At 73.2% G+C, this 14,831-nt stretch carries 14 protein-coding genes; 11 read left to right on the forward strand and 3 right to left on the reverse strand.

Translation table 11 applies throughout. From position 1 onward, the window contains the following. The first annotated feature begins 60 nt into the window (after positions 1-60). Genes OG199_RS33020 through OG199_RS33030 form a run of 3 tightly spaced genes read left to right on the forward strand, consistent with a single transcriptional unit; the run spans position 61 to position 3,075 of the window. The gene (locus OG199_RS33020; RefSeq protein ID WP_405834749.1) at positions 61-828 is read left to right on the forward strand and encodes a 3-oxoacyl-ACP reductase; all 768 of its coding nucleotides are present in this window, start codon (positions 61-63) and stop codon (positions 826-828) included. 24 nt (positions 829-852) lie between these two features. Then, positions 853-2,109: a haloacid dehalogenase-like hydrolase gene (locus OG199_RS33025; protein ID WP_405832544.1), complete on the forward strand. Its 1,257-nt coding sequence runs from the start codon at positions 853-855 to the stop codon at positions 2,107-2,109. Positions 2,110-2,151: 42 nt separating this feature from the next. Next, positions 2,152-3,075: a DUF2510 domain-containing protein gene (locus OG199_RS33030; RefSeq protein ID WP_405832546.1), complete on the forward strand. Its 924-nt coding sequence runs from the start codon at positions 2,152-2,154 to the stop codon at positions 3,073-3,075. 11 nt (positions 3,076-3,086) lie between these two features. Here the strand turns inward: OG199_RS33030 and OG199_RS33035 are convergent, their stop codons facing one another. Next, positions 3,087-4,289 carry an amino acid deaminase/aldolase gene (locus OG199_RS33035; RefSeq protein WP_401802774.1) on the reverse strand — a complete coding sequence of 401 codons (1,203 nt, stop codon included), beginning with the start codon at positions 4,287-4,289 and terminating at the stop codon, positions 3,087-3,089. A gap of 1,565 nt (positions 4,290-5,854) precedes the next feature. Here OG199_RS33035 and OG199_RS33040 point away from each other — a divergent pair. Together OG199_RS33040 and mycP are read left to right on the forward strand one after the other, a co-directional pair. Next, positions 5,855-6,838 (forward strand): hypothetical protein, encoded by a 984-nt coding sequence (locus OG199_RS33040; RefSeq protein ID WP_405832547.1) that lies wholly within the window; start codon positions 5,855-5,857, stop codon positions 6,836-6,838. Continuing rightward, positions 6,835-8,043, forward strand: a complete 1,209-nt coding sequence (gene mycP / locus OG199_RS33045) for a type VII secretion-associated serine protease mycosin (RefSeq protein ID WP_401802769.1) — start codon at positions 6,835-6,837, stop codon at positions 8,041-8,043. The genes OG199_RS33040 and mycP overlap by 4 nt, the downstream gene beginning before the upstream one ends. A 52-nt stretch (positions 8,044-8,095) precedes the next feature. Here the strand turns inward: mycP and OG199_RS33050 are convergent, their stop codons facing one another. Then, entirely contained in the window at positions 8,096-9,061 is a 966-nt protein-coding gene (locus OG199_RS33050; RefSeq protein WP_405832549.1) for a serine hydrolase, read from the reverse strand. A gap of 149 nt (positions 9,062-9,210) precedes the next feature. Here OG199_RS33050 and OG199_RS33055 point away from each other — a divergent pair, with 149 nt between their 5' ends. Continuing rightward, on the forward strand, positions 9,211-9,942 hold the full coding sequence (locus OG199_RS33055) for an SseB family protein (RefSeq protein ID WP_356797184.1): 732 nt from the start codon (positions 9,211-9,213) through the stop codon (positions 9,940-9,942). Positions 9,943-10,026: 84 nt separating this feature from the next. Here the strand turns inward: OG199_RS33055 and OG199_RS33060 are convergent, their stop codons facing one another. After that, the gene (locus tag OG199_RS33060; RefSeq protein WP_168527253.1) at positions 10,027-10,383 is read right to left on the reverse strand and encodes a DUF1844 domain-containing protein; all 357 of its coding nucleotides are present in this window, start codon (positions 10,381-10,383) and stop codon (positions 10,027-10,029) included. 356 nt (positions 10,384-10,739) lie between these two features. Here OG199_RS33060 and infC point away from each other — a divergent pair, with 356 nt between their 5' ends. From infC to OG199_RS33085, 5 genes are all read left to right on the forward strand, one after another. After that, positions 10,740-11,462: a translation initiation factor IF-3 gene (gene infC / locus OG199_RS33065; protein WP_356797208.1), complete on the forward strand. Its 723-nt coding sequence runs from the start codon at positions 10,740-10,742 to the stop codon at positions 11,460-11,462. Positions 11,463-11,616: 154 nt separating this feature from the next. Continuing rightward, positions 11,617-11,811 carry a 50S ribosomal protein L35 gene (rpmI, locus tag OG199_RS33070; RefSeq protein ID WP_003947156.1) on the forward strand — a complete coding sequence of 65 codons (195 nt, stop codon included), beginning with the start codon at positions 11,617-11,619 and terminating at the stop codon, positions 11,809-11,811. Between the two features lie 95 nt (positions 11,812-11,906). Beyond that, positions 11,907-12,290, forward strand: coding sequence for a 50S ribosomal protein L20 (gene rplT, locus OG199_RS33075; RefSeq protein ID WP_148007733.1), 384 nt, complete (start codon positions 11,907-11,909; stop codon positions 12,288-12,290). Between the two features lie 394 nt (positions 12,291-12,684). Continuing rightward, a complete protein-coding gene (locus tag OG199_RS33080) occupies positions 12,685-13,545 on the forward strand; it encodes a TrmH family RNA methyltransferase (RefSeq protein ID WP_405832552.1) in 861 nt (286 codons plus the stop codon). Positions 13,546-13,638: 93 nt separating this feature from the next. Beyond that, positions 13,639-14,823: an ATP-binding protein gene (locus OG199_RS33085; RefSeq protein WP_405832554.1), complete on the forward strand. Its 1,185-nt coding sequence runs from the start codon at positions 13,639-13,641 to the stop codon at positions 14,821-14,823. Positions 14,824-14,831 lie beyond the last annotated feature (8 nt).

The following is a 14,831-nucleotide window of genomic DNA, read 5'->3' on the forward strand; positions in this document are numbered from 1 at the left end:
GGTACCGCAGCGACCGCAGGTACCGCAGCGACCGCGGATACCGAAGCCGCCGCAGGGAACATCTGCCGCCGCCTGGTCGGCCGCACCGCCGTCATCACCGGCGCCGGCAGCGGCATCGGACTCGCCACCGCGCGCCGCCTCGCCTCCGAGGGCGCCCACGTCGTCTGCGGCGACGTCGACGAGGTCCGCGGCAAGGCCGCCGCCGATGAGGTCGGCGGGATCTTCGTCAAGGTCGACGTCACCGACCCCGAGCAGGTCGAGGCGCTCTTCAAGGCGGCCTACGACACGTACGGCTCGGTCGACATCGCCTTCAACAACGCGGGCATCTCGCCGCCCGACGACGACTCCATCCTGGACACCGGCCTGGAGGCCTGGAAGCGCGTCCAGGAGGTCAACCTGACCTCCGTCTACCTGTGCTGCAAGGCGGCGATCCCCTACATGCGCCGCCAGGGCAGGGGCTCCATCATCAACACGGCGTCCTTCGTGGCCCGGATGGGCGCGGCGACCTCCCAGATCTCGTACACGGCCTCCAAGGGCGGCGTGCTGGCCATGTCCCGCGAGCTGGGTGTGCAGTTCGCCCGCGAAGGCATCCGGGTCAACGCCCTGTGCCCCGGACCGGTCAACACCCCGCTCCTGCAGGAGCTGTTCGCCAAGGACCCCGAGCGCGCCGCGCGCCGTCTCGTCCACATCCCGGTCGGCCGGTTCGCCGAGGCCGAGGAGATCGCGGCGGCGGTCGCCTTCCTCGCCAGCGACGACTCCTCCTTCGTGAACGCCTCCGACTTCCTGGTGGACGGAGGGATCTCGGGCGCGTACGTCACGCCCCTGTAGACCACGCCGGTGTATGCACGACCCATGCGATTCCGATCCGTCCGTGCCGCTCTCGTATGGGCCCTCGTCGCGGCCGCCACCCCGGCGGCCGCGACCGCCGCCCCCGCCGGTCCGCGCGCCGACTGCCCGCGGCTCTCGGGGAGCTGGTACGGCGACAACCGCGCCCGCCTGCAACAGCTGATCGACACGCGAGGCACCTGCTCCCGGAGCGGGAACACCCCCGTCGCCGCGTTCGACTGGGACAACACGGTCACCAAGAACGACGTCACCGACACCACCCTCGCCTGGATCCTGCGGCACGACGGGATCCTGCGCCCGCCGCGCTGGAAGGACACCAGCGAGTGGCTCACCGACGCGGCCGACTGGGCCCTGACCACCGCCTGCGGCACCGCCACTCCCGTGGGCGCTCCCCTCACCACCTCGGCCGGCCCCCGCTGCGCCGACGAGATCCTCGAGATCCGTGAGACCGGGCGGACCATGAGCGGCGCCGCCGCCTTCGCCGGGGACTGGAACCGCCGGCGCACCGTCCCCCAGTACGCCTGGGTGCCGCAACTCCTCGCCGGACACACCGTCGCCGAACTGACCTCCTACGCCCGCCGGGCCCGTAGCGAGGCCCTGGCCGCGCCCGTCGGTTCGACCCGCACCGTGGGCACGCACACCCTTCCGGCGTACGTCCGTCACTACACCCAGCAGCGCGACCTGATCCGTACGCTCCAACGGGCCGGTTTCGACGTCTACATCGTCTCGGCGGGCTCCGAACCGGTCACCGAGGTCTGGTCGCACGGCGTCGGCGTCGACGCACGGCACACGATCGCCATCCGGTCGGTCCTCGACCGGCACGGGCGGATCACCCCCTGGAACCAGGGCTGCGGCGGCGTACCGGCGACCCGGGGCGAGGCCATCCCCTACATCGACGGCAAGCGCTGCTGGATCAACCAGGAGATCTACGGTGTCCACGGCGCCGCGGCCTGGCAGCGGCAGGACCCGCACCACCGTGTCGCGCTCGCGGCCGGGGACGCCGACACCGACGTCACCTTCGTCGGGGACGCCACCGGCGCGCATCTCGTGCTCAACCGCAACAAGAGTGAACTCATGTGCCGGGCCTACGACGACGCCGACGGCCGCTGGCTCGTCAACCCCATGTTCATCGAGCCGCTGCCGCGCAGGCCGGAGCCGTACCCGTGCTCGACGAGCGCCTACAACGCGACCGACGGCGGCCGGGAACCCGTCCTGAGGGACGACGGTTCGGTCGTACCCGACCAGAAGGACTCAGTCCACTGAGCACCATGTACTGACGTTCGGGGCGCGTCCTAGAGTGCCGGGATGAGCATGACGCCTCCGCCCGGTTGGTACCGCGACCCGTCGTACCCGCTCGTCGAGCGCTGGTGGGACGGCACCGCGTGGACCGATCACCGGCGGCAGCCCGGGTCCGTCCCGGTGCCCCTCGCCCCACCGGAACCAGCCGGCCCGGGCCCCGGCCGCGCCAGGGCCGTGGCGCTCGTCGCCGCCGGAGCCGTGCTCGTCACCTCGATCGTCACGGGCGTCTTCGTCCTCGGCCGCGACGACGGCGGAGGCGGCGCCGCGGCGGTACGGACCACACTGCCCGCCACCCCCTCCGCACCTTCGGTGGCGCTCCCCTCGACCGGCGCCTCGTCCGCCGCACCGCACTCCGGCGGCGCGTCCGTCGTCGTGGACGAGCTCAACGGCATCACCCTGCCGCTGCCCAAGGGATGGGTCGCACCCGGCAACGTCGCCGAGGACGACCTCGTGATGACCACCCCGGGAACGTACGACTGCCCCGGCGACCCGGGCCTGTGCCGCCACGGCAGGGTCGTCTCGCGCACCGTCACGGCCACCTCCGAACGCTCCCCGAAAGCCCTCGCCGAGCAGGACATCGACGACGCCGCGAACACCGCCTACGACCGTGACGTCCTCGGCAGCCGCCCCTATCGGGGCATCACGTCCCACCGGCTGCTGAAGGCGGGTTCGGTCGCCGTCGCGGGCCGCGCCGGATACCTGGTGCGCTGGCGGGTCCGGACCGGGGTGGGACCGGGCGGATACGTCGAGTCGCTGGCGTTCGCCTCCAGTGTGGGCTCGGAGTCGCCCGTCATCGTCCGCTTCGCCTTCGACGCCGGCGCCGACGGACCGCCGCTCGCCGACATGGACCGGATCACCGCAGGGATCCGGCCGACGGGCGACGCGGGCACCGGCGGGGGAGTGGGCAGCAGCATCGGCCCCTCCCGGTAGCGGCCCGCGCCTCAGAGGAAGGTCCGGCCCTCTCCGCGGTACGTCGGTACGGTCGCCGTCACCTCGTCGCCCTCCACCAGGTGCAGCGCCTCGAACCGCTCGCACAGCTCCCCGGCCTTGGCGTGCCGGAACCACACCTTGTCACCGATGAGCAGGTCGTCCGCGGGGGAGCCGAGCAGCGGGGTCTGCACCTCGCCCGGCCCCTCCTGGGGGTCGTACCGCAGCCCCTCCGGAAGACAAGGCACCGGGAGCCGGTCGGGGCCGGCCGCCCCCGAGGCCGGATAGCCGCCGCCCAGCACCGTGACGACCCCGACACCGGGCCGGCGCACGACGGGCTGCGCGAAGAGCGCGGCGGGACGTCCGCTGAAGGACGTGTAGTTGTCGAACAGCCGAGGAACGTAGAGCCCGGAGCCCGCGGCGATCTCGGTCACCGCGTCCTCGGCGGCCGTCTGCTGCACACTGCCGGTGCCCCCGCCGTTGACGAACTCCAGGCCCGGCGCCACCGCCCGGACCGCCCGGACGACCTCGGCGCGCCGCCCCGCGAGCTCCTTGCGGGCGGTGGCCTGCATGAGTCGGACGGCGCGCGAGCGGAAGGGCCGCCCCGCGACGGCGTCGCCGACGCCCGCGATGTGGCCCTCGTACGCCATGATCCCCACCAGCTCGAAGCCGGGCCGGCCGACGACCGCCCGCGCCATCTCGGCGACCTGCTCGGCCGAGTGCAGCGGCGAGCGCAGCGCCCCGACCCGGACCCGCCCGCCGAGCAGCTTGAGCGAGGTGTCCAACTCCAGGCAGACCCGGACGACTTCGGTGCCGCCCCGGCGGGCCTCGTCGATGAGACGGAGCTGGGCGGGGTCGTCGACCATGACGGTGACGGCGGCGGCGAGCTTCGGGTCGCCGGTCAGCTCCGCGTATCCCGCGGTGTCCGCCGACGGATAGGCGAGCAGGACGTCGTCGAAACCGGAGCGGGCCAGCCAGATCGACTCGGCGAGGGTGAAGGACATGATTCCAGCGAAGCCGTCCCGGGCCAGGACGCGTTCGAGCAGGGCGCGGCAGCGCACGGACTTGCTGGCGACCCGGATCGGCTTTCCGCCGGCCCTGCGGACGAGGTCGTCCGCGTTCGCGTCGAAGGCCTCCAGGTCCACGATCGCGAGAGGGGCGTCGAGGTGAGCGGTGGCCCGGTCGTAGCGGGCCCGGTCTGCGGCGCGGGCAGTCATGACCGAAGCCTGCCAGACTCGATTACCGCAGGGTAGGGGGACGTTCCGGGCATCTGCCCCGGGGTCTCGGACTGGTTCCCTCCAGGCCCACGTCAACCCGTAGAGTGACGCGGACGAGGGGCGAGCGACCTTGTCCGGGCGGCGCCTGCCCGGGATGACGGTCCGTCGGCGCGAGTATGCGTGTCCCGTGACGGATGAGTCGCCGGGGTGGTCCCTTACGTACAGGTGGACGGCCCGGCGGACTCCGGTCCTGATCGGTTGCCCGGGCACGAGGAAACGGGGGGTGCATGAGCACGGAAGCGCGTCGCGCCTCCCTCCCGCCGCGCCCGGCCGTCCCACCCCGCCCGGAACAGCCGCCCGCCACGGGCCGATCCCCCGAGGGGGACCGGACCCCCGAAGGGATGGAATCTCCCGAAGGGACAGCGACGGACGAAGGGACGGCGCCTCACCGAGAGGCGGGGTCCCGCACGGACGACGGCACCGCGGCACACCGCCCGCCGACCGCCCCGGCGTCCGCCCCGGAGCGGTCGTCCGGACCGAGTGACCCGGGATTCTTCCGACGGACGCCTCGGGACCGTTCCGAGCGCGACCCCGAGAGCGGGGACGCCGGGCCGTCCCGTCCGGAGCGGTCGCCGGAGCCGGGTGACGCGGGGTTCTTTCGGCCGGCGCGACCGGGACGTGCCGAGCGTGCCGCGCAGACCCGGGACGCCGCCCCGTTCCGTACCGAGCGGTACCCGGCGCGGGCCGACACGGTGCCGCCCCGGCCGGCGACGCCTCCGCGTGCCGGCGCGCAGGGGCCCGGTCGTCCGGTGGCCCCGCACGGGTCCGGGACCTCTGCCACCGGCGGGGAGACGATGCCGCAGCGTCCGGCGACCCCGCCGTGGCCCGAGCCGTCCCCCGGGACAGGACCCGCGGTGCCGCCCCGCCCCGACCACCCTCCTACGGGGGCCACTTGGCGACCCCGTCCGGCGGAACCCGTGGGCGGGGAGCCCTGGTCGCTGCCCAGCCCCGAGGTACCGCCCCCGGCGAGCGTCCCGCGCCCCGGCGGTGACCTCCGGGGGCAGACACCGGGTGGCTCCGCCGTCGACGAGGCGTCCGGCTCCCGTGGGACGCGGGCGTCCGGCGCCCACATGGACGCCGGCCCGCACGCGGACGGCGGATCCCGTACGTCGGCACGGCCCTTCCGGCTCTTCCAGGAACCTTCTTCGGCGGCCTCGGCGGCCTCGGTAGCCCCGGCGACCTCGGAGACTTCGGGAACCTCGGAGACTTCGGGGTCCACAGGGCTCCGGGGGTCTGCCGGGTTCCCGGGCTCCCCGGCCCCCGACCGGCCCACGGGGGGTACCGGGCCCACCGGGCCCTCCCCGGGGACCCCGTCCGCTTCCGCTCCGGCGTCCGCGTCCGCTCCGAGTGTCACCCCCACCCCCGAACCCCCGACTGCCCCGGCCCCGAACCGCGAGACGGTCCGTCCGCGTGTCCCGGGCCGCCGTACCGCCCCCACGAACCCGCCGCCGCCCCCTGCCTCCGCCCGTTTCCCCGACGCGCCACCCGCCGCGCCGCGGTCCGGCGTGCCCGACGACGGGATCACGGAGACGACCGGGCGGCTGCGGCCCACCCCGGGGCGTACGCCCACCGAACCGGCCACCCCCGCGGCCCCGGCTCCGGGCACCGGACGCCCCTACGTGTCGTTCGCGGAGCCCGGGACCAGCGACGGCTTCGGCGGCTTCGACACCTTCGACAGCTATGACTCCCTCGACCAGGCCACCACGCGCCTGCGCCCCGTCCGCACCCGGGCCCGCACCCGGCCCCGGCTCGTCGCGGCCGCGGCCTGCCTCGTGCTGGGCCTCGGCCTCATCGGCGGTGCAGTGACCGGGAGTTGGCTCACCGGGGACAGTGCGGGCGCGGACGGCGCGCTCAGCTCGTTCGCGGCGGCCGCCGGCCTGTGGCACAGCGTGCCCGTGGACCAGCTCTTCCCGCCCACCGTCGACGGCCAGGGCGCCGGACCCGGCGGCGCCGACCGCACCTGGACCCGTATCGCCGTCGCCCCCGACAGCGGCTGCGCCAACGCCTTCGACCCGCTCCTGCGCCAGGCCCTGGCGCCGGCCGGCTGCCTGCGGTTGCTGCGCGCCACCTACACCGATGTGACACACAGTCAGGTCACCACCGTGGGGCTGCTGTTCACCAAGGCGGACGCGGCGACCATGACGTCCCTGAAGACCCGGTACCAGCAGCAGGGACTCGACCGGCGCACCGACCTGCTGCCCCGTCCGTACGCCGTCAAGGGCACCGTCGCCGCCGGGTTCGGCGACGCCCAGCGCGCGTCCTGGACGGTGTCGGTCCTCACCGACGCCCCCGTCGTCGTCTACGCCGTCTCCGGCTTCGCCGACGGACGCATCGTCACCGCCCCGCAGCCCGCCGCGGACGCCGTGAAGCCCGGCGCGACGACGGCCCCGGCCCAGGCCGGCCTGGGCAACGACGCACAGGGCCTCGCCGACCGCGTCGAGCGAAGCCTGCGCAAGACCGTCGGCTCGGCCTCGGAGAAGCCGTCATGACCCGCACCCCCACCCGCCGGGCCGCGCTCCTCGGTGTCCTGCTGGCCGCCTCCCTCGCGCTGCTCCCGTCCACCACCGCGTACGCCGACGGCATCCGGGCCCAGCAGTGGGCCCTCGACGCCATGCACACCCAGCAGGCCTGGCGCACGACCAAGGGCAGCGGCATCACCGTCGCGGTCCTCGACACGGGCGTCGACGACCAGCACCCGGACCTGGCCGGCAACGTCCTCCCCGGCAAGGACATGGTCGGCTTCGGAGCGCACCGCGGTGACCGCGCGTGGGCCCGGCACGGCACCGCCATGGCGGGGATCATCGCGGGCCACGGACACGGCGCGGGCCGGGGCGACGGCGTCCTCGGCATCGCCCCCGAGGCGAAGATCCTCCCCGTCCGCGTCATCCTCGAGGACGGCGACTCCTCCCGTACGAGAGCCCGCAGCACCCGCGGCAACGCCCTCGCCGAGGGCATCCGCTGGGCCGCCGACCACGGCGCCGACGTCATCAACCTCTCCCTCGGGGACGACTCCAAGTCCGCCCACCCCGAGCCCGCCGAGGACGCCGCCGTCCAGTACGCCCTGAAGAAGGGCTCCGTCGTGGTCGCCTCGGCGGGCAACGGCGGCGAGAAGGGCGACCACATCTCCTACCCGGCGGCCTACCCGGGCGTGATCGCCGCCGCGGCCGTCGACCGGTACGGCACCCACGCCTCGTTCTCCACCCGCCGCTGGTACGCCACCGTCAGCGCTCCCGGTGTCGACGTCGTCATCGCCGACCCGGACGACAGGTACTACGAGGGCTGGGGCACCAGTGCCGCCTCCGCCTTCGTCTCCGGCGCGGTCGCGCTCATCAAGGCGGCCCACCCGGGCCTGTCCCCGGCGCAGATCAAGAAGCTCCTGGAGGACACCGCCCGCAACGCTCCCGACGGCGGCCGGGACGACTCCCGCGGCTTCGGCTTCATCGACCCCGCGGCGGCCATCCGGGCGGCCGGGCGGCTCAAGGGGGAGGACCCGCACCCGGCGGCCTACGGCCGGAAGTACTTCGGCGCGGGCCCCGACGCACCCCGGGAGGACCACGAGGCCTCCGGCTGGGTGGGCCCGGTCGCGGGCGGGGCGGGCGTGGTCCTGCTGGCCGCGGCGGTGCTGCTGTGGAGAGGCCGCGGGGCCGCGGTACCGCTCCAGGCACTGAGGCGCCGCTCCAGGGGCCGGGGCTGAGGCACCGCTCCGCCGAGGCACCGCTCCAGGGTGTGAGCGCCGCTCCGCGGAGTCAGGCGGTGGAGAACGCGGAGACCGCCGCCCGCGCCGCCGCCTCCACCAGCGAAATCCCCTTCGCCTTGGTCGAGTTGCCGTCGGACAGGGCCGCCACCAGATAGTCGTGGCCGTCGGCGGTGATCCGCCCGATGCTGTTGACGTCCCACAGCCCCGTCGTGCTGCGCGGCAGCCACCCGTTCTTCAGGGCCCACCCGGAGCCGTCGGCCGCGGCCGAGACCCCCCACCGCTGGTCGGCGGCGATCGCGCCCATGAGCCCCTGGAGATACGTCCGGGAAGCCTCGGTGAGCTGTGAGTCGTCCCCGAACACCTGCTTGAGCAGGGCCAGTTGATCGGCGGCCGTGGTCCGGGTCAGCCCCCACAGCGCGCCGTCCCCGCCCGTGGTGCCGTGCAGGCCGAAGCGGTCGTTCGCCGCGTCCAGACCGTGCGCCTGCCCGATGACGTCCCACAGGGCGGACGCGGACGCGTTGTCACTGTCGGTGATCATCGCGGTGGCGTACGTCTTCTCCTGAGCCGTCAGACGCCGGTCCGCGTCCTGCGCCTGGAGCAACAGCGCCGCCAGGATGTCGACCTTGACGATGCTCGCGGTGTCGAAGCTTCCCGCGCCGTACGCGGCGCTCTCACCGGAGTCCAGGTCGAGCACCGCGACCGACACCTTGGCGCCGGGCGCCACGGTCACGGCCCTCATCCCCTTGGTGAGCAGCGCGGTGCGGTCCACCGAGGGCTCCGTGACGGGTTCCACCGAGGTCTCCCCGCTCGTCGGTTCCGATGCCGTCGGCGACGCGCCGGACGCCGCCGAGGAGGAGGATACGAGGCCACCGCCGTCGTGCGCCTGTGCCTTCACGTACACGGTTCCGGCCGCCGTACCGCCGACGAGCACGGCGGACGCCACCACCGCGTACAGGACGGTCCTTCGTCCGGAGGAGGGACGGGCGCGCCGCCGACGAGCTCTGTGAGAGGCCATTCCGCGATGCTCGGGGCCTCGGCTGTGTCCGGCGTTAGGCGTGCGTGAAAGGTATGTCAGCGGGAGCTGAGAATCCGGTGAGAGCTGTCACCACCAGGTTTCCGGGGCCGCACAAGCGCAGCAGCATCCCCCCGATAGGGTCGGGGACCGTGGCGAACAAGAACATTCCCGACTCCGGCTTCCCCGACGACGACGGCTCCGCCGATCCCCGGCTGAGCGCGGCGCTCGCGGCCTGGGCCGAGGACCGCACCGCCGTGGGCCCGGTCCTGGAGGCGCTCAAGGGCGCCCGGCTGCTGGTGCCCGTCGTGGCCGTCCTCGGCGAGGTGGAGGAGGACGAGAACGGACTGCGTCACGAGAAGACCAGCGACATGGCGGTGCCGACCCTGAAGGCCGGAGGCCGTACGGCCCTGCCCGCCTTCACGTCCACCGGGTCACTGGCCCGCTGGGACCCCGCGGCGCGCCCGGTCGCCGTACCCCTGCACCAGGCCCTGCGGGCCGCCGCGCACGAGAAGGCCGACACGCTCGTCCTCGACCTGGCCGGCCCCGTCCCCTACGAGCTGACCGGCTCCGCGCTGCTGGCCCTCGCCGAGGGGCGCACCTCGGCGGACCCGCTCGCCGATCCCGCCGTGGTCGAGGCGGTGCGCGCCGCCGTGGCCGCCGAGCCCGCCGTCGTGCGCGCCCACCTCGGCCCCGGCCGGGCGGACGGCACCCTCGCCCTCGTCCTGGACGCCTCCGCGACACCGGCCGAGGCCGCCCAGGCGGTCGCGGGGCGGCTGGCCGCCGACGAGACACTGAGGGCCCGCCTGGTGCGTGGCCTCGACCTGGCACTGCTGCCGGCCGGGACGACGCCACCGGGCGAGCCCCTGTACGTACGTTCGTAGAACGACACGCGTATGCGGAAGGACGTACGTCGGCGGAAGGCGGCAGGACGTGCGTCGGCGGAGAGCGGTGAGGGAGGGGACGGACTAGCCGTAGACGGGGCCCGTGTACTTCTCGCCGGGGCCCTGGCCGGGCTCGTCCGGGACCAGGGACGCCTCGCGGAACGCCAGCTGGAGCGACTTCAGGCCGTCGCGCAGCGGGGACGCGTGGAAGGAGCTGATCTCGGTGGCGCTCGCGTCGAGCAGTCCGGCCAGCGCGTGGATCAGCTTGCGGGCCTCGTCGAGGTCCTTGTACTTGTCGCCCTCCTCGGTCAGACCGAGCTTCACGGCGGCGGCGCTCATCAGGTTGACGGCGACCGTCACGAGGACCTCGACCGCGGGGACCTCGGCGATGTCGCGGGTCATGCTGTCGAAGTCGGGGTTCTGGGGAGGGGTGTCACTCATGCCCCACACGATAGGTCCCGGGCGCCCGCCCGCCCCAGTTGGCCTCGGTTAGCCGATATCGGCCCGAGCTGCTAACCTTGTGTAACGACCGGCCGGACATGTATGTGTTCGGCCCACAAGTGGAGGCTCCGATCTCCCACCTGACTGTCCTCCGGGACGGCAGGTCACCCGGTCAGGCGGCCACCACCGTTCCGTACGGACGGTGGAGTCGCCCGAAAGTGCGCCCCGCGGTTGACCGCGGCGGTGCTCCGGTAGTCCATGGAGCCCCGCCTGTGTCCCGTCCGGGGCATTTTTCATGTGCCGCGGTGGTTGGTCCATTGTCATCAGAGACATACGCGGCTGTCCGCCAGACCGCCGTGTGGTGCTACCGAGGAGGATCCATCAGCACCGAGCCCCGCATCAACGACCGGATTCGCGTTCCCGAAGTGCGACTTGTCGGTCCCAGCGGCGAGCAGGTCGGGATTGTTCCGCTTGCCAAGGCCCTGGAGCTTGCGCAGGAGTACGACCTCGACCTGGTCGAGGTGGCGGCGAGCGCACGCCCGCCGGTCTGCAAGCTCATGGACTACGGGAAGTTCAAGTACGAGTCGGCCATGAAGGCCCGTGAGGCGCGCAAGAACCAGGCGCACACGGTCATCAAGGAAATGAAGCTCCGGCCGAAGATCGACCCGCACGACTACGACACCAAAAAGGGTCACGTCGTCCGGTTCCTCAAGCAGGGCGACAAGGTCAAGATCACGATCATGTTCCGCGGTCGCGAGCAGTCCAGGCCGGAGCTCGGCTACCGACTGCTGCAGCGTCTGGCTTCGGACGTCGAGGACCTCGGGTTCGTCGAGTCGAACCCGAAGCAGGACGGCCGAAACATGATCATGGTTCTCGGTCCGCACAAGAAGAAGACCGAGGCGATGGCCGAGGCCCGTGAGGCCCAGGCGGCTCGCAAGGCCGAAGCGAAGGCCAACCCCGGTCGCTCGCAGAACGCCGCCGACGGTGAGATCGCCGAGAACGAGGGCGAGACCACCGAGGGTGAGATCACCGAGGCCGAGACCGCCGAGGCCCCGGCCGAGGCTTCCGCCGAGGCCTGATCCCAGGGCGAAGGCTCCGGGGAGCCCGGGACGAGAGTCCAGGACCTCCCGGGAGACGAGTCGGGGGATGCCAACCGATACACACATGACGTTCCACCGTGCCCGGTTTCGCGACCGGGCACCGGAACGCCACTGACGAGGAGAGAACGGCGCTATGCCGAAGAACAAGTCGCACAGCGGTGCCAGCAAGCGCTTCAAGATCACCGGCTCCGGCAAGGTGCTCCGTGAGCGCGCCGGCAAGCGCCACCTGCTCGAGCACAAGTCGTCCCGTCTGACGCGGCGCCTGACCGGCAACGCCGAGATGGCCCCGGGCGACGCCAAGAAGATCAAGAAGCTTCTCGGCAAGTGACGTACCGGCGCCTCGCCGCCGTACGTCAGGACCGGGACCCAATCGAATTCGGGCCGTGTGACCATCACCGCGGCCCCGCTACAAGGAGTTAACAAGTGGCACGCGTCAAGCGGGCAGTCAACGCCCACAAGAAGCGCCGGGCAATCCTCGAAGCCGCCAGCGGCTACCGCGGTCAGCGTTCGCGCCTGTACCGCAAGGCCAAGGAGCAGGTCACCCACTCCCTGGTCTACAACTACAACGACCGCAAGAAGCGCAAGGGCGACTTCCGTCAGCTGTGGATCCAGCGCATCAACGCCGCTGCCCGAGCCAACGGCATCACCTACAACCGCTTCATCCAGGGTCTGAAGGCCGCGAACATCGAGGTCGACCGCAAGATCCTGGCGGAGCTGGCCGTGAACGACGCCGGCGCGTTCGCCGCGCTCGTCGAGGTCGCGCAGAAGGCGCTGCCGGCGGACGTCAACGCGCCGAAGGCCGCGTGACGCTCGTACTGGCCTGAGCCGGACGTATCTGTGGACCCGCTTGCCTCACGGCTTGCGGGTCCCTGTGCGTTCGGGCTCCGCGGGTTCGGCGGGGGAGACGTGCCGTCCGCCCCACCGGGTGCCCTCGGATCTCCGGCGGCCGCTCGGTGCGCGGTTCTTCGGTGCGTGGCACTTTGCTCCGTGGCTCCGTGGCTCCGTGGCTCCGTGGCTCCGCGGCTCCGTGGCTCCGTGGCGTCGTGGACGTCGGGTCGCCGGTCGTCCCGCCGCCGAGCCACTCGGCCGCCCGCCCACCCTCCCGTAAAGGTGCCGCCCGCCGGCTTGTACACCCCGGCGGCCCGCGGACCCGCAGCACGGACCGTCGTTCCACCCTTCGTAGACCCCCTGAGGTGACCCCATGCCCGCCGCCCCCGTCGAGCTGATCTCCCCGCGGTCGCCCCGCGTATCCGCCGCGCGGCGGCTGGCCCGGCGGAACTTCCGGGGCAAGGAGCGGCTGTTCCTCGCCGAGGGCCCGCAGGCGGTGCGCGAGGCGGCGGCCCACCGTGTCGACGCGACCCCCACGCTCGTCGAACTGTTCGCCACCCCCGAAGCCGCCGAGCGCTACGCCGCCATCGTCGGGGACGCCCGTGAGGCCGGGGCCCGTGTACACCTCGCCGACGAGGAGGTGATCGCCGACATCTCGACGACCGTCACCCCGCAGGGCCTCGTCGGCGTCTGCCGGTTCCTCGACACCCCGTTCGAGGAGATCCTCGCGGCACGGCCCAGGCTCGTCGCGGTCCTCGCGCACGTCCGCGACCCCGGGAACGCCGGCACCGTGCTGCGGTGTGCGGACGCGGCGGGTGCCGAGGCCGTCGTCCTCACCGACGCCTCCGTCGACCTGTACAACCCCAAGGCCGTCCGGGCCTCCGTGGGATCCCTGTTCCACCTGCCCGTCGCCGTCGGGATCCCCGTCGAGGACGCCGTACGGGGGCTGAAGGCCGCCGGTGTGCGGATCCTCGCCGCGGACGGCGCCGGGCAGGACGACCTCGACGACGAGCTCGACGGGGGCACCATGGGCGGACCCACCGCCTGGGTGTTCGGGAACGAGGCCTGGGGGCTCCCGGAGGAGACGCGCGCGCTGGCCGACGCCGTCGTGCGCGTCCCGATCCACGGAAAGGCCGAGAGTCTGAACCTGGCGACCGCCGCCGCCGTATGTCTCTACGCGTCCGCCCGTGCACAGCGTGCCTCCGGAGGGTGCCGCTCCGTCACTGACGGCTAGTAGGGTGACGGGCTCGGGGGACCTCCCCCAAGCTCTCGGCTTCGCTCGAGCAGGGAGGTGCCCCCACCGCCAGACGAGAGGTGGGATACGGGGATGGGTGTCGGCACGAGCGGTGCGAACGGCGCACTGCGCGCACGGGACGTGCGCGACGCGCCCGCGCCCCGGGACGAGGAGCAACCCGGAGCCGGCCTCGGTGTCGATCCCGACGACCTGCCCGACGGACTCGTCGTCGCCGACGAGCACGGCCGGGTGATCTCCTTCAACGCCGCCGCCGCCCGCATCACCGCGGTCCCCGCGTCCGAGGCCCTCGGACGGCAGCTGGAAGCGGCCCTCCCGCTCGAGGACCTCGAAGGCCGCCGGTGGTGGCAGCTGACCGACCCCTACGGCGGGCTCGCGATCCGGGTCGGCCAGCCCGAACGCAACCTGCTGCTGCCCGGCGGACGCGAGGTCCTGGTCTCCGCGCGGTACGTCCGCGGCCGCCCCACCGGGCCCGTCCGCCGCGTCGTCGTCTCGCTGCGCGACACCGAGGCCCGCCGCCGCACCGAGCGCAGCCACGCCGAGCTGATCGCCACGGTCGCCCACGAACTGCGCTCCCCGCTCACCTCCGTCAAGGGCTTCACCGCCACGCTGCTCGCCAAGTGGGAACGCTTCACCGACGACCAGAAGAAGCTGATGCTGGAGACGGTGGACGCCGACGCGGACCGGGTCACCCGCCTCATCGCCGAGCTGCTCGACATCTCCCGCATCGATTCGGGGCGGCTCGAAGTGCGCCGCCAGCCCGTCGACATAGGGGCCGCCGTCGGCCGCCACATCCAGGCCTACGTCACCTCCGGCCAGCCCGCCGACCGCTTCCTGCTGCGCATCGAACAGCCGCTGCCCCCGCTGTGGGCCGACCCGGACAAGATCGACCAGGTGCTCAGCAACCTGCTCGAAAATGCGGTGCGCCACGGCGAGGGAACCGTCACCATCGACATCACGCCCTCGGCGTCCCCGCGGGAGCGGGAGGACGACGCAACCGCAACCGCGGCGAGCGCCGCGCACGCCGCCACCTCGGTGACCGTGAGCGACGAGGGCACCGGCATCCCGGAGGAATCGATGAACCGCGTCTTCACCCGCTTCTGGCGGGGCAGCAAGCGCGGCGGCACGGGCCTCGGGCTGTACATCGTCAAGGGAATCGTCGAAGCCCACGGCGGTACGATCACGGTCGGCCGCGCCCCCGGCGGCGGCGCCGAGTTCCGATTTACGTTGCCCGTGAGCACCCCGGCGTATCTGCTGTAACGCCGACG

Source organism: Streptomyces sp. NBC_01176, from assembly GCF_045039825.1.
GTDB lineage: Bacteria > Actinomycetota > Actinomycetes > Streptomycetales > Streptomycetaceae > Streptomyces.

What these genes read in the sequence shown, in the direction of transcription:
- OG199_RS33025 (WP_405832544.1), top strand. Translation starts at nt 853, where the DNA reads ATGCGATTCCGATCCGTCCGTGCCGCTCTCGTATGGGCCCTCGTCGCG.
- OG199_RS33030 (WP_405832546.1), top strand. Translation starts at nt 2,152, where the DNA reads ATGAGCATGACGCCTCCGCCCGGTTGGTACCGCGACCCGTCGTACCCG.
- OG199_RS33035 (WP_401802774.1), bottom strand. Translation starts at nt 4,289, where the DNA reads ATGACTGCCCGCGCCGCAGACCGGGCCCGCTACGACCGGGCCACCGCT.
- mycP (WP_401802769.1), top strand. Translation starts at nt 6,835, where the DNA reads ATGACCCGCACCCCCACCCGCCGGGCCGCGCTCCTCGGTGTCCTGCTG.
- OG199_RS33050 (WP_405832549.1), bottom strand. Translation starts at nt 9,061, where the DNA reads ATGGCCTCTCACAGAGCTCGTCGGCGGCGCGCCCGTCCCTCCTCCGGA.
- OG199_RS33060 (WP_168527253.1), bottom strand. Translation starts at nt 10,383, where the DNA reads ATGAGTGACACCCCTCCCCAGAACCCCGACTTCGACAGCATGACCCGC.
- rpmI (WP_003947156.1), top strand. Translation starts at nt 11,617, where the DNA reads ATGCCGAAGAACAAGTCGCACAGCGGTGCCAGCAAGCGCTTCAAGATC.
- OG199_RS33080 (WP_405832552.1), top strand. Translation starts at nt 12,685, where the DNA reads ATGCCCGCCGCCCCCGTCGAGCTGATCTCCCCGCGGTCGCCCCGCGTA.
- OG199_RS33085 (WP_405832554.1), top strand. Translation starts at nt 13,639, where the DNA reads ATGGGTGTCGGCACGAGCGGTGCGAACGGCGCACTGCGCGCACGGGAC.